Genomic DNA, 13,865 nt, shown 5'->3' with positions numbered 1-13,865 from the left:
TGCCCGCCGCATACTTCCGGCGGGCAACTGGAGCAATGCTTTGCCGATTCTCCGTGGGAAACAGACATTTGTATTGGAGGCATAACATGGAGTCTGTACTTACAACAGTAAAAAGGGGACGGATCGCGATTTTTACGCTCAACCGTCCGGAAAAGTATAACGCACTCAACCCCGCACTTATTCAGGCGCTGGAAGAGGCTATGCTGGACTTTATGGAAGACCCCGACCTATACGTCGGTATCCTGACTGGCGCGGGCGGCAAGGCTTTTTGTTCCGGCGCGGACGTGACCGAATGGCTCCCGTTCGTCAAGGCCACGGCAGACCGTCCATGGCGCATCCCCCGAACGCCGATGCGCGGACTGTATGTTACGAAACCGTTGATCGCTGCGGTTAACGGCCTTGCTTATGGCGGAGGCGGCGAACTGGCGCTCGCCTGCGACCTGCGCATTGCCGCCGAGCATGCATCGTTCCGCTGGCCGGAGCCGTCGCTCGGGCTGCTGCCCCGCTTTGGCGGGACACAACGCCTGCCGCGCATCATCGGCTATGGAAGGGCCATGCAGATTCTGCTCACCAATGAAAAGGTCGATGCGCAGACCGCGCTTCAGATCGGTCTGGTGAACCAGGTCGTCCCCGCAGAGCAGCTGCTTGACGCTGCGCTGCAGGCTGCGGAAAAGATCTGCCAGCTGGCGCCCCTGGCGGTCAGAAGCATCAAACAATGCCTGTCGCAGGGCTATGACATGCCGCTGCGTGATGGGCTTGCGCTGGAAAACACGCTCGGTATGGCGCTTTACCAAACCGAGGATTATCTGGAGGGCGGCCGCGCGTTCCAGGAAAAGCGGCCGCCGCAATTTCAGGGTAAATAAAACAACTTCATTGGATTTGAAAGGAGCATATTTATGTCCAGACAGGCTTTGGAGGGTCTGAAGGTCGTTGAAGTGGGCAATATCGTGGCCGGCCCTTGGTGCGGCAGCATGCTGGCCGATTTCGGCGCGCGCGTAATCAAGGTCGAGCCGCCCAAGACCGGCGACCTGATGCGCGGCATGGGCCGCATCAAAAACCTGTGGTTCGCCGTCGAAGGCCGCAACAAGCAGAACGTTACCCTCAACCTTAAAACCGAACAGGGTAAAAAAATGCTTTGGCAGCTGATTGAGGACGCAGACGTCCTGATCGAAAACTTCCGCCCTGGCGTGTTCCGAAAGCTCGGCTTCACCTGGGAGGAAATCCACCGGCGCAACCCGCGCCTGATCTACACGGTCGCTTCCGGCTACGGCCAGACCGGCCCCTACGCTCCCCGCCCCGGCTTTGACCGCATGGGCCTTGCGCTCGGCGGCTTTCTGGAGGTCACCGGCTATCCGGATACGCCTCCGGTCAAGCCCGGCATCTCGGTCGCGGACTTCTATACTGCCATGTTCAGTTGCATGGCGGTCATGTTCGCGATCTACGACCGTGATGTCAACGGCTCCGGCGAGGGGCAGATGATCGACTGCGCGCTGACCGAGTCGGTCCTGCGGCTGCAGGAATCCATCATCGCGGAATACTCCTACGACGGTACCATCCGCACCCGTATTGGCAACGGCACAACTGTTACCGTCCCATCCGGCCACTTCCTTACCAAGGACGACAAGTATGTTGCCCTGTCCATCACAGGCGATAAGCTATACCGCGACTGCATGCACCAGATCGACCGCCAGGATCTGATCGACCATCCGGATTACCAGACCACGATCGACCGCGCGGCGCACCGTGAGGAGATCAACGCGGAATTTGCCAAGTGGGCGCGCGCCCATACACTGAAGGAATGCCTTGACATACTGGGCGAAGGTATCCCTGCCTGTCCGATCTACAACGTAGCCGATATTATGGAGGACCCGCAGTTCGCAGCACGCAACGATATCGTCGAGGTCGAAACCGAGCAGTTCGGCAAAATCAAGATGCAGAACGTTTGCCCCAAAATGCTGGGAACGCCGGGTGAAATCAAATGGCCCGGCCAGCCGCTCGGCAAATTCAACAAGGACGTATTCGGCGGATTGCTCGGTTATACGGATGAGCAACTCGCCAAGTTTGCGGAGGACGGGGTGATCTGATGTTTGCAGCCGGCATTGATATCGGTTCCACCGCTTCCAAGGCCGTCATTCTGGCAGCGGACGGCGGCATCGCGGCCAAGGCGATCGTCCCAATCGGCACGGGTACCGTTGGTCCGGCTCGCGTGTTCGCGCAGGCGCTGGAAAAGGCCGGCATCACGCGGGACGATATCCAATGGATTACTGCAACCGGATACGGCCGTTTCTCTTTCGAGGGGATTAACGATCAAAAAAGCGAACTGAGCTGCCATGCCAGAGGCATCGCCCACCTTCTGCCCGCTACCCGTACGATTGTGGATATCGGCGGGCAGGACATCAAGGTTATGCGCATAAACGGCAAGGGCATGCTGTTGAATTTCGTGATGAACGATAAATGCGCGGCGGGTACCGGACGTTTTCTCGACACCATGGCCAAGGTTCTCGACGTAGAGGTGACCGACCTGAGCGATCTCTCTTTCCAGGCGGACGAGGCGGCCGAAATCAGCAGCACCTGCACGGTTTTTGCCGAGTCCGAGGTCATCTCCAAGCTGGCCGCGAACATCAGGCTGGAAAACATTGTTTCCGGCATCCATAAATCCGTGGCGCGCCGCGTCGCATCCCTGGTGCAGCGCTGCGGAATCCAGCCGGAGGTCGCCATGAGCGGCGGCGTCGCACTTAACAAGGGGCTTGTTCATTCTCTGGAGGAGGAGATCAAGCACCCCATACAGGTTCATGAGGACTGTCAGCTCGCCGGTGCGCTCGGTGCCGCACTGTACGCGCTGGGCAGCATGCGGTCCGCCTGAACGCCATATTTTCATTCGCAGGAAAGGATGGAACCCCTATGAGCGAAACTACTGAAGTAAAAAAGCCAAAGCGCCCGCTTCCCAAATCCCGCGTAATGCTGAACGCGCTGGTTGACAGCATCTACCAAGCCGCTTGGGACGCCGAGGCCAAGGGCGAGCCGGTCGGCTGGTCCACCTCTATCTTTCCGCAGGAGCTGTGCGCCACGTTCGACGTACCTGTCCTGTATCCTGAAAATAACGCGGCCGGCGTAGCCGCGCGCCATGACTCCCCCCGCTTTATCGCGACCTCGGAGGGAGAGCTGGGTTATTCCAACGATATCTGTTCTTACGCCCGCCTAAGTATCGGCATGGCGCACCAGATGGCCAACGACCCCAACTATGAGCCGCCCTCCGTGCAGCGCATGCCGCGTCCTACATTCCTGCTCTGCGCCACCAACAGCTGCTTTGAACTGCTTAAATGGTACGAATGCCTGTCGCGCGAGCTGGATATCCCGATCTTCATGCAGGACTGCCTGTTCAACTATACGGACGCCAAGCCCGCTAAACACTGGATCGCTTACGGCCGCAGCCAGATCGAGCACAACATCCACCGTATGGAGGAATTTTTCGGCAAGAAATTCGACTGGGATAAATTCCTTGAGTTGCAGAAGATCTCGGTCGAAAACGCGCGGCTGTTTGACGAGTGCGTCCTGATGAACGACCGTAACCCCGCTCCACTCAACGGCTTCGACCTGTTCAACTACATGGCGCCCATGGTCGTCGCGCGCAGCCGGCGTGAAACCACCGAGGTACTCCTGCAGCTCAAGCGCGAGATCCAGGAGCATATCGACAACGGAACCACTACTTTCGGCACCTCTCCCCAGGAGTACCGTGTCGACTGGGAGGGCATCGCCTGCTGGCCGAATCTTGGCTTTAACCTCAAGACCATGAAAAAGTATGGCGTCAACTGCGTTACAAACGGCTATGTCGGCGCCTGGAGCCTGCACTATACGCCGGGTAATCTGGATGAAATGGCCGAGCAGTATATGCTTTCCTCCACCAACGTCGTCAATACGACCACGATGATGGGCAAGCGCGCGGATGTCGCCAACCATTTCCAGTGCAACGGCATGTTCTGCCATATCAACCGCAGCTGCAAATTCATGACCTACCAGATGACCTGCGGGCGGGAGATCGTGGAGGAAAAATGCGGTATCCCCGTCGTGTTCTTCGACGGTGATCAGGCTGACCCAACGATTTTCAACGAAGCCCAGTTTGAAACCCGGCTGCAAAGCCTGGTGGATGTAATGAAAGCAAATAAGGAGGCGGAGCAGTAATGGCTGACGTAAAAAACCTGCTGGCACAGTTTGACGACATCAGCAAAAATCCGCAGCGTCTGCTGAAAGAGTATCTCAATGCCGGCGACAAGGTGATCGCCTGTTTCCCCGTCTATACCCCCCAGCCGCTCGTCCTTGCGGCCGGCATGGTGCCGATGGGTATTTGGGGCGGCCAATGCAACCCCCAGATAGCCGGCAAGTACGCCCCTATCTTTACCTGCTCCCTGCTGCGCTCATGCCTGGAGTTCGGTATGACCGGCGCGTATCGGGGCGTCTCCGCGGCGATCATGCCCATCATCTGCGATACGTTCCGCGGCATGAACTCCGCATGGCGCGCAGGCGTTAAGGACATTCGCCCGATCACCTTTATTTATCCACAGAACCGCAAGGATCCCGGCGCGCGTGATTTCCTCATTGAGGAGATCAAGACGGTACGCAGCGCCTTGGAGGAGATCTCCGGCAAGGAAATCACAAACGAAGCCTTGCAGAACGCCATCGCGCTGTGCAACAAACGAAACGCTGTCATGCGGGCCTTCTGCGAAGCGGCGAACGACCATCTCGACCTCATCCGGCCGGCCGACCGCCACCATGTCATGAAAGCCGCCACGTTCCTGCGTCCGGAAAAAACCATTGAAATGGTTTCTGCACTGACCGAGGCGCTCGCCGCTGAGCCGGTCTGCGACTGGAAGGGTAAAAAAGTCATCCTCACCGGCATCACCTGCGAGCCGGACGAGGTACTCGGCTACTTTGCCGACAACAACGTCGCCGTGGTCGGCGACGACCTGGCGCAGGAATCCCGTCAGTACCGCAGCGACTATCCCGCGGCCAACTCCGCAATCGAAAGCCTTGCGCTGCACTGGTTTGCCATTTACGGCTGTTCGACTGCCCACGACGATAACAATACTGCGCGCGGCCAAATGCTTGTCAAGCTGGCAAAGGACAGTGGCGCGGACTGTGTCGTGCTGTGCATGATGCGCTTTTGCGAAATCGAAGAATACGACCAGCCATCGGTAATTGACACTGTGACGCGCGCGGGGCTTATGAGCTTCAGCATCGACATCGACCAAAGCACCACGGAAAGCGGCCAGGCGCTGACCAAGATACAGGCATTTGCAGAAAACTGATTGCCTGTGTTTCATTCATTAAACCAAACAGGAGGAACACCATGAACATTTTAGTATGTATCAAGCAGGTACCGGATACAACGGAGATCAAGATCGATCCGGTGAAGAATACGCTGATTCGGGAGGGCGTGCCGTCGATCGTGAACCCGTTCGACGGCTATGCCCTGGAAGCGGCGGCGCGGATCAAGGACAAGGATCCGAATACGCGGATTGTCGTGCTGTCCATGGGTCCCGAGCAGGCCAAGGCAGCGCTCAAGGAATGCCTGGCCATCGCAGCGGACAAGGCGTATCTTGTATCTGACCGCGCGTTCGGCGGCTCGGACACGCTTGCTACCAGCTATATCATTTCCGAGACGATCAAAAAGGTGGAGGAGCTTGAGGGCAAGTTCGATGCGATCTTCTGCGGTAAGCAGGCGATCGACGGCGACACCGCGCAGGTCGGTCCGGAAATCGCAGAGCATCTGGATTATCCGCAGGTCACCTACGGCCTGGAGGCTGCGGCTGGGGACGGACGCATCCGCGTCAACAAGGAAGTTGAGGAAGGCGTGGAGGTCGTAGAGGTGCAGACGCCGTGCGTAGTTACCTTTACCAAGCCCGCTTGGGACCCGCGTTATCCCACGATCAAGCGCAAAATGGCGGCCAACCGCGCGGACATCCCGACGCTGACCGCCGCTGACCTGCCCACCATCGACCTGGCGCACGCCGGTCTGAAAGGCTCGCCCACCAAGGTGAAAAAGACCTTTGTGCCGCAGAAAAAAACGGGCGGCGTCAAGATCAAGGAAGAAACCGCGGCGGATTCGGCTGTCAAGCTGTTCCAGCTGCTCAGCGACGCGAGCGTCATTTAAGGGAGGCAGGAGAACCATGGAAGCAAAAACGAAAGACCTTTGGGTATTTGTGGAGACAAACGGCGACGGTTCGGCAAAGAACGTCGGCATTGAATTATTGACCCCCGGCCGCATGATGGCGGATAAGCAGGGCGGCGCTCTGGTCGCCATTGTGATCGGCGATCATGTATCGGCTGCGGTCGAGGCGGCGTCCACGCACGGTGCGGATCAGGTCATTGTCGTCGAAGGAGCGGAATACGGACATTACAGCACGGACGCTTATGCTATCGCGCTGTGCGCGCTCGTGGAGAAATACGGCCCGACAAGCATGCTGATCGGCGCGACCAATAACGGCCGCGACCTTGGCCCGCGCGTATCCTGCCGCCTCAGGACCGGTCTGACCGCGGACTGCACCGCGCTGGATATTGATGAAGAAAGCGGCAATGTCGCCTGGACTCGCCCTGCATTCGGCGGCAACCTGATGGCGACCATCCTCTGCCCCGACCACCGGCCGCAGATCGGCACAGTTCGCCCGGGCGTCTTCAAGAAGTGCGAGGAGACCGCGGCAAAGGCTCAGGTTATCCGCGAGGATATCCATGTGGAAGAAAAGGACATCCGCACCAAGGTGATCGAGCTGCTGCGAGACATGGACGAGGAGAACGTCGATCTGGAGGGCGCGGAGATCATCGTATCCGGCGGCCGCGGCGTCGGCGGTCCGGAGGGCTTCGAGCCGGTGCGCGCGCTGGCCAAAGCGCTCGGCGCAACGGTCGGCGCCTCCCGTGCGGCGGTGGATTCCGGCTGGATCAGCCATGCCCACCAGGTCGGGCAGACCGGCAAAACCGTCGGTCCCAAGCTGTACATCGCCTGCGGCATTTCGGGTGCAATTCAGCATCTGGCCGGCATGAGCGGTTCGGATGTGATCGTTGCCATCAACAAGGATCCGGACGCCCCGATCTTTGACGTGGCTGATTACGGCGTGGTTGGCAACTTGTTCGAGGTGCTCCCCGTACTGACCGAGGAGATCCAGAAAGCGCGCGGCTGACAAAACCGATACCTCCCTTGGAAAGCACGGTCGCCGTGCGGCGCCTAAACGTACGGTGTAGCGCGCGTTTTCCATAGGGCGTTTGTAAACGCTCAGGGCATGGGGCCGCTGCCGGTGGTTTGGCGGCGGCCTCCTCTGCAACGAGAAAGGAGAACAGATATGAATTTTCATTTTACCGAAGACGAAAAGGATATCCTGAATATGCTGCACGATTTCGCGGTCAAGGAGGTCGCGCCGATCGCCGCGGAAGTCGATGAAAACGAGCGTTTTCCCGAGGAAACCTGGCGCAAACTCGCGGAGATGGGTATGATGGGCGTGCCTTATCCGGAGGAATACGGCGGTGCCGGACTGTCCTATGTTTCCTACATCAGCGTTGCGGAAGAGCTTGCGAAATACTGCGCCACGACATCGGTCATGGTTTCCGCCCATACCTCGCTCTGCACCTGGCCGATCTATGCGTTTGGCACGGAAGAGCAGAAGCAGAAGTACCTTCCCGATCTCTGTTCGGGCGAAAAGCTGGGCGCATTCGGCCTGACCGAGCCGGGCGCCGGCACGGACGCCGCCATGCAAAAGACCACCGCCGAGGACAAGGGCGACCACTGGGTACTTAACGGCACAAAGATATTCATTACTAACGCCGGCTTTGCGGATACTTTCGTCGTTTTCGCCATGACAGACAAATCGCTCGGCACCAAGGGCATCTCGGCGTTCATTGTGGAGCGTGAATTCCCCGGCTTCCGCGTGGGCGCGCATGAGAAGAAAATGGGCATCCGCGGCTCGTCCACCTGCGAGCTGATATTCGAAGACTGCATCGTACCCAAGGGGAACTTGCTGGGCGAAGTCGGAAAGGGCTTCAAGATCGCGATGATGACGCTGGACGGCGGACGCATCGGCATCGGTGCGCAAGCGCTCGGCATCGCCCAGGGCGCGATCGACGAATGCGTCAAGTATGTTAAAGAACGCGTGCAGTTCGGCAAGCGCCTGAGCCAGTTCCAGAACACGCAGTTCGAGCTGGCTGATATGCAGTGCAAGGTAGATGCGGCGCGGCTGCTGATCTATCGGGCAGCGCAGGCCAAGCAGGATGGCGAGCCCTACAGCCACCTTGCCGCGATGGGCAAGCTGTACGCTTCCGAGGCCGCCAGCGACGTTACCCGCCGCTGCCTGCAGCTCGTTGGCGGCTACGGCTATACCCGTGAATATCCTTTCGAGCGTTTCATGCGTGACGCCAAAATCACTGAAATCTACGAAGGCACCTCTGAGGTCCAAAAAATGGTCATCTCCGGTTGGATGGGTGTAAAGTAATCCCGCCTTTCGGAATGTAGCAAAAAACAGCGCCCCGCTCCACTGCGGTACTATGGTATCCGCAGCGAGCAGGGCGCTGTTTTTGATTCTTTTTATATCCGCCAGGTAATGCAGACCTCTCGGCAGGATACCGTTACCTTTTGCACCAGCACGTCGAGCACCGCCCGTTTCCCCTCGAAGCACAGGCTTTCCCATTGTGCCGCGCCATCCGGCGGCACCGCCTCTGTCTCCCGCCGGCCCGCCAGCCGCCGCCGGATCTCGGCTGCCTGTCCGGTCAAGGCGGCGGCGCGTTCGTTAATCAGGCACATGGCCTGTTCATTCGCCTGCGGGATGCGGGCGGCGAGCGCCTCCCGCTCGCTTTCCAGCTCCGCAAGACGGGCGCGCAGCGCGGCGAGTACCGTGTCCGCTTGCCGCTGCGGTTCGAGCGGCCCCAGCTCTGCCAGCCGCGCTCGCACCGCTTCTCCGGCCAGCCGCTCGACCGCATCCGCTTTGGGCAGCCCCGCGGCGGTGCAGCCGTGCGCAGCATAGCGGTGCGAGCAGACCAGATAGCGGCTGCCGTTCGTCGCCCGCTTGACGGTCAGCGCATAGCCGCAGGACGCGCATTTGAGGCGTCCTGCCAGCCAGGTCCATTTTGCCTTGTTGCCCGCGGCGACCGGACGGTTGCCCATGCAGCGCCGGCGGCAGGCCAGCCAAACGTCCTCATCCACCAGGCCCTCATGCGGCGCGAGCAGCAGGCGCGCGGCCTCCGGATGGGTCTGCTTACGCTTCCCACTTTCCCCGGAAAACAAAAAGCAGCCGTTCCGGCCCGCAAACAGCTCCGGCTCGCTCAGCATCTCGGTGCCGGCCCGCTGGTAAAATTCATAAACGCCCTGCCCCGCGCGGACATAGACCGGATTGCGGATGGTCTCCCGCACGCGCTCCCGCGTCCACGGCCGCCCCCGCCGGTTTACAACGCCGTTTTCTTCCAGCAGGCGCAGCACATCCCCGATCGAATTTTTCCGGTCCGCGTATAGCGCGCAGATTAGGCGGATATGCTCCGCCTCCTCGGGCTGCGGCACATAGCGCCTGGTATGTACCCCGTCAAGCACGGCGTCCTCCAAAGCAAAGCCATACGGCACATGCCCGCCCATGAAAAAGCCGTGCTTCATGCGGGCGGCATAGGCATCCGCGACGCGCATCTGGATGGTTTCGCGCTCCAACTGCGCGAACACGATGCAGATGCTCAGCATGGCGCGCCCCATCGGCGTGGCGGTATCAAACTTCTCCGTACAGGAAACGAATTCCACGCCCAGGCGTTGGAACTCCTCTATCATGCCCGCAAAATCCAGGATGGAGCGACTGATGCGGTCCAGCTTGTAGACAATCACCCGCGAGGCGCCGCCCTGCCGCAGCGCCTCCATCATGCGCCGGAATGCCGGCCGGTCGGTGTTTTTGCCGCTGTACCCCTTGTCGGAAAAGATCCGGCACGGTCCGCCCCTCGTCTCATACCGGCAATATTCGATCTGGCTCTCGATCGAAATGCTGTCCGCCTTGTCGACCGACTGGCGGCTGTAGATGAAGTCCACGCTATCCCTCCGCCCGCGCGTATTGCCGGAACACGGCGGCCAGCGCCCGCACGGCTGCCTGCCGCTCCTCCTCCGAAGCCTGCAGCGGACGGATATGGACGACCGCGAGCGCCTCCGCTTCCTGTTTTTCCATCATTTCCGCACCACCTCCGCCTCCACCTTATGCGGCGGGCAGGCGGGGTATGCACACAAGGTAAGGCTCTTGGTTCCCTCCCAGTGGCTTTGTCCCCCGCATCCGCCATATGTGCAAAAACACGAATTGTTTTTTATTCATTTTCCACAACAATCTTGTTCATCCCGTCATTTTTGGACATAAAATCTTTTTTTCTGTCTCTCACAGTAATCGACAGGAGAAAAAAGCCGCAGTATGATACTGATACAAGAGGGGCGCACACCAAACGCACCGTCATTTTCCACAAAAAACGCAACGCCGTTTTTCCGAAAAGGACGGGTATCCCATAATGCCCGCCCCTTATGAACGCTTTCAGGCGGATTGGTTCCGTCTGGATGGCAAGGCCGCCATGATGACCCGCGCGAATTAAGGCCCCAGCATGACATTCGCCAGGGCAGGCGCGGCCTGTAAGCGAACTCCCCCGCATACGTTTCCGGAAATCGGTTTTACGGAGCGATGCCGTAAAACCGGTTTTCCGCTATCCGCGCTGCTGGGCGGCGCGGCAAACCGGATTTTGGAAAGGATTGATCTCGGCTATGCAGAATAAATATTACCCCCATTTGGCAAGCCCGCTGACCATCAAGGGGCTGACGTTCAAAAACCGGATCCTGGGCGCGCCGATGTCCAATCCGGAGATGGATCCGGACAGCCATATGCGCAAAGAGGACGTGGCGTTCCATGAAAACCGGGCGCGGGGCGGCCTGGCCAGCGTGGCCATCGGCCTGGGCATTGTGGACGCGGTGGGCCGCACGCACACCAAGGAGGTCGCGCTGTACGACGTAGGCTCGCTCCCTTCGCTCAAGGAGGCGGCCAAGGCTATGCACCGCCATGGCTGCAACGCGGTCATGGAGCTGGCGCACGGCGGCAAGTACGCTAACGCCCGAGGGCATGGGCAGGCAGCCGAGCGGTATGCGCTCGGCCCGAACGATGAAGTCAACCCAGACGGCCTGCCGGTGCGCAGTATGACCGAGGACGAGATCGTCCACACCGCCGAGGCTTTCGGCCGCGCGGCCGCGCTGGTCAAGCAGGCGGGCTTTGACATGGTGCTGATCCACGGCGGCCACGGCTGGCTGCTGGGGCAGTTTATGTCGCCGTCCATGAACCACCGCACCGACCGCTGGGGCGGCAGTCTGGAGAACCGCATGCGTTTCCCCCTGCTCGTGATCGAGAAAGTGCGCGAGGCGGTGGGCGACCAGTTCCCGATCGAATTCCGCATGAGCGGCGCTGAGTTGACCGAGGGCGGATACGGGCTGGACGAGGGCATTGCGATGGCCAAGGCCATCGACGGCAAGGTGGACATCATCCATGTTTCCGCCGGCGTACACGAGGACCCTGACGTGTTCGTACTGACCCATCCCTCAATGTTTGTCGAGCACGGCTGCAACGTCTACCTGGCTGAGGAGATCAAAAAGCATGTCAAAACGCCGGTAGCGACACTGGGCGGGCTGAACGATCCGGATATGATGGAGGAGATCATCGCTTCCGGCAAGGCGGACATCATCGAGATCGCCCGCCAGTCGATCTGCGACCCCTATTTTCCGGAAAAGGCGTTCTCCGGCCGCAAGGACGATATCACCCGCTGCTGCCGCTGCTTCACCTGCTTCTACAATTATCTGACCAACCGCACGTTCTGCTGTGCGTTCAACCCCATCGTCGGCCGCGAGATGGAGAGCTTTTACGGCGCGCCAGCGACAACGCCCAAAAAGGTCGTGGTCGTCGGCGGAGGCCCAGGCGGGATGTACGCCGCCATCACGGCTGCCCAGCGCGGCCACACGGTCACGCTGTATGAGAAAAACAGCCGTCTGGGCGGGCAATTGCTCTCCGAGCAGTACATCCCGTTCAAGCAGGACATGTACCGCTTCGTGCAGGTACTCGAGGGCCGGCTGCGCGAAGCAGGCGTGGATGTGCGCCTGAACACCGCTCTGACCGCGGAACAGGCCGAGGCGCTGCAGGCCGACGTCATCCTCGCCGCCGTGGGCGCGAAGCCCATCGTGCCGCCCATCCCGGGCATCGACAGTACGAAGGTCGTTACCCTGGACGCGCTGCACCAGAAGGACCCTGCCATCGGTCAAAAGGTGGTCATCCTGGGCGGCGGTCTGGTGGGCAGCGAGTGCGCGATCTATCTGGACGGTCTGGGCAAGGACGTGACCATTGTGGAGATGAAGGACGACTGGGCTGCGGACTCCTACTTCATGCACAAGAACGCTATGAAGATCTATATGCGGAACAGCGGCATCCGCATCCATGTAAACACCACCGCAAAGGCCGTAACCGACGCCGGCCTGCTGTGCGACAGCCCGAACGGCGAAAGGCTGCTGGAAGCGGACACCATTCTGCTCGCCGCGGGCATGAAGGCTGACCGCGTGTGCGCGGAAAGCTTCTACAACGCCGCGCCGCGTGTGTTCGAGATCGGCGACTGCATCAGGGCCGGCCGCGTCGTGGACGCGGTCACGGACGGCTACTACCGCGCGCTCGATATTTGAACCGTCGCGCCTATCCCCGCATCCTTGGTCCGCGCCCCGCGGGCCTTTGGAAATTCCATTTTTATCCTGATACGAGGAGGACCACTCCATGAAAATCAAAGCTGCCGTTACCCACGCGCCCGGCGCGCCGTTCCAGATCGAGGAAGTCGAGCTGGCCGCCCCGCAGAAGCATGAAATCCTGGTGAAGATCACCGCCTGCGGCGTATGCCACACCGACGACGCAGCCCGCCAGCAGGTCATTCCGGTCCCACTGCCCGCAGTGCTCGGCCATGAAGGCTGCGGCGTCGTCGAGGCGGTCGGCCCCGAGGTCACGGAATTCCAGCCTGGGGACAAGGTGGGCATATCGTTCGGCTACTGCGGCCGCTGCCACAACTGCATGACCGCCCACCAGCACGCGTGCGAGAACTTCAACGCCATCAACTTCGGCGGCGTGCAGCCGGATGGCACGTCGCGCCTGTCTGCGCTGGATGGTACGCCGCTGGCTACGTTTTTCGGCCAGTCCTCGTTTGCGACTCATGTGGTCGTCAACGAAGCCAGCGCGGTCAAGGTGCAGTACGACGATATCGACCTTGCGCTCGTCGGGCCGATGGGATGCGGCATCCAGACCGGTGCAGGCGCTGTGCTCAACCGCCTGCGGCCGGAGTTCGGCTCGTCCATAGCGGTGTTTGGCTGCGGTACGGTCGGCATGAGTGCGATTATGGCTGCCAAGATCGCGGGCTGTGAAACGATTATTGCGGTAGGTGGCAACCCGAAGAGCCTGGAGCTGGCAAAAGAGCTGGGCGCGACCCACACCATCAACCGCAAGGAAGTCGACGACATCGTGGGTACAATCAAAAACGAAATCACAGATGGCGGTGTCAATTATGCCATCGACACGTCGGGCGTACCCGATTTTGTCAAGAAAGCCCTGGCGTCCTGCCGCTTCATGGGTACGGCGGTCGTGCTCGGCGCAACCGGCGACGTGACGTTCAACATCCAGGCCGAGCTGATGGGCGACGCCAAGAGCCTGATCGGCATTGTCGAGGGCGATGCCATTCCCAAACTGTTCATCCCCAAACTGCTCGACTACTACAAAAAGGGCATGTTCCCGTTTGATAAACTGATCAAGTTCTATCCGTTCGAGCAGATCAACGAAGCGTTTGAGGAGTCCGGCTCCGGCAAGTGCATCAAGGCG

At 60.1% G+C, this 13,865-nt stretch carries 12 protein-coding genes; 10 read left to right on the top strand and 2 right to left on the bottom strand.

The genetic code is table 11. The features are described from left to right. Positions 1-86: 86 nt before the first annotated feature. The 8 genes from OCV66_RS14230 (at position 87) to OCV66_RS14195 (ending at position 8,471) form a co-directional block, all read left to right on the top strand. Positions 87-863 (top strand): enoyl-CoA hydratase/isomerase family protein, encoded by a 777-nt coding sequence (locus OCV66_RS14230; protein WP_054327912.1) that lies wholly within the window; start codon positions 87-89, stop codon positions 861-863. A gap of 33 nt (positions 864-896) precedes the next feature. After that, on the top strand, positions 897-2,084 hold the full coding sequence (locus tag OCV66_RS14225; RefSeq protein ID WP_107630945.1) for a CaiB/BaiF CoA transferase family protein: 1,188 nt from the start codon (positions 897-899) through the stop codon (positions 2,082-2,084). Then, positions 2,084-2,863 (top strand): acyl-CoA dehydratase activase, encoded by a 780-nt coding sequence (locus OCV66_RS14220; protein ID WP_054327915.1) that lies wholly within the window; start codon positions 2,084-2,086, stop codon positions 2,861-2,863. Before OCV66_RS14225 ends, OCV66_RS14220 begins: the two co-directional genes overlap by 1 nt. A gap of 38 nt (positions 2,864-2,901) precedes the next feature. Beyond that, a complete protein-coding gene (locus OCV66_RS14215) occupies positions 2,902-4,179 on the top strand; it encodes a 2-hydroxyacyl-CoA dehydratase subunit D (RefSeq protein ID WP_054327916.1) in 1,278 nt (425 codons plus the stop codon). Beyond that, positions 4,179-5,303, top strand: coding sequence for a 2-hydroxyacyl-CoA dehydratase subunit D (locus OCV66_RS14210; RefSeq protein ID WP_147574565.1), 1,125 nt, complete (start codon positions 4,179-4,181; stop codon positions 5,301-5,303). The genes OCV66_RS14215 and OCV66_RS14210 overlap by 1 nt, the downstream gene beginning before the upstream one ends. 41 nt (positions 5,304-5,344) lie before the next feature. After that, positions 5,345-6,148 carry an electron transfer flavoprotein subunit beta/FixA family protein gene (locus OCV66_RS14205; protein ID WP_054327919.1) on the top strand — a complete coding sequence of 268 codons (804 nt, stop codon included), beginning with the start codon at positions 5,345-5,347 and terminating at the stop codon, positions 6,146-6,148. 16 nt (positions 6,149-6,164) lie between these two features. After that, positions 6,165-7,169, top strand: a complete 1,005-nt coding sequence (locus tag OCV66_RS14200; RefSeq protein ID WP_054327920.1) for an electron transfer flavoprotein subunit alpha/FixB family protein — start codon at positions 6,165-6,167, stop codon at positions 7,167-7,169. 159 nt (positions 7,170-7,328) lie between these two features. Beyond that, on the top strand, positions 7,329-8,471 hold the full coding sequence (locus OCV66_RS14195; RefSeq protein ID WP_054327921.1) for an acyl-CoA dehydrogenase: 1,143 nt from the start codon (positions 7,329-7,331) through the stop codon (positions 8,469-8,471). A gap of 92 nt (positions 8,472-8,563) precedes the next feature. Here the strand turns inward: OCV66_RS14195 and OCV66_RS14190 are convergent, their stop codons facing one another. Both OCV66_RS14190 and OCV66_RS14185 read right to left on the bottom strand, forming a co-directional pair. Further along, positions 8,564-10,036 (bottom strand): recombinase family protein, encoded by a 1,473-nt coding sequence (locus OCV66_RS14190; RefSeq protein ID WP_054327922.1) that lies wholly within the window; start codon positions 10,034-10,036, stop codon positions 8,564-8,566. A gap of 1 nt (position 10,037) precedes the next feature. Continuing rightward, on the bottom strand, positions 10,038-10,172 hold the full coding sequence (locus OCV66_RS14185) for a hypothetical protein (protein WP_256435212.1): 135 nt from the start codon (positions 10,170-10,172) through the stop codon (positions 10,038-10,040). A gap of 572 nt (positions 10,173-10,744) precedes the next feature. Between OCV66_RS14185 and OCV66_RS14180 the strand changes: the two genes are divergently transcribed. Then, a complete protein-coding gene (locus OCV66_RS14180; RefSeq protein ID WP_107631097.1) occupies positions 10,745-12,691 on the top strand; it encodes an oxidoreductase in 1,947 nt (648 codons plus the stop codon). Between the two features lie 88 nt (positions 12,692-12,779). After that, positions 12,780-13,865, top strand: a 1,086-nt coding sequence (locus OCV66_RS14175) for an NAD(P)-dependent alcohol dehydrogenase (protein ID WP_054328541.1), incomplete at its 3' end; no start/stop codon positions are given.

The sequence above is a fragment of the Agathobaculum ammoniilyticum genome (assembly GCF_025567315.1).
Lineage (GTDB): Bacteria > Bacillota > Clostridia > Oscillospirales > Butyricicoccaceae > Agathobaculum > Agathobaculum ammoniilyticum.
Note: the sequence above shows the minus strand (reverse complement) of the source record. Positions and strands in the feature narration are given on the sequence as shown.

Excerpts from the sequence above, each read along its gene's own strand:
- OCV66_RS14230 (WP_054327912.1), top strand. The coding sequence starts at position 87 with ATGGAGTCTGTACTTACAACAGTAAAAAGGGGACGGATCGCGATTTTT.
- OCV66_RS14225 (WP_107630945.1), top strand. The coding sequence starts at position 897 with ATGTCCAGACAGGCTTTGGAGGGTCTGAAGGTCGTTGAAGTGGGCAAT.
- OCV66_RS14220 (WP_054327915.1), top strand. The coding sequence starts at position 2,084 with ATGTTTGCAGCCGGCATTGATATCGGTTCCACCGCTTCCAAGGCCGTC.
- OCV66_RS14215 (WP_054327916.1), top strand. The coding sequence starts at position 2,902 with ATGAGCGAAACTACTGAAGTAAAAAAGCCAAAGCGCCCGCTTCCCAAA.
- OCV66_RS14210 (WP_147574565.1), top strand. The coding sequence starts at position 4,179 with ATGGCTGACGTAAAAAACCTGCTGGCACAGTTTGACGACATCAGCAAA.
- OCV66_RS14205 (WP_054327919.1), top strand. The coding sequence starts at position 5,345 with ATGAACATTTTAGTATGTATCAAGCAGGTACCGGATACAACGGAGATC.
- OCV66_RS14200 (WP_054327920.1), top strand. The coding sequence starts at position 6,165 with ATGGAAGCAAAAACGAAAGACCTTTGGGTATTTGTGGAGACAAACGGC.
- OCV66_RS14195 (WP_054327921.1), top strand. The coding sequence starts at position 7,329 with ATGAATTTTCATTTTACCGAAGACGAAAAGGATATCCTGAATATGCTG.
- OCV66_RS14185 (WP_256435212.1), bottom strand. The coding sequence starts at position 10,172 with ATGATGGAAAAACAGGAAGCGGAGGCGCTCGCGGTCGTCCATATCCGT.
- OCV66_RS14180 (WP_107631097.1), top strand. The coding sequence starts at position 10,745 with ATGCAGAATAAATATTACCCCCATTTGGCAAGCCCGCTGACCATCAAG.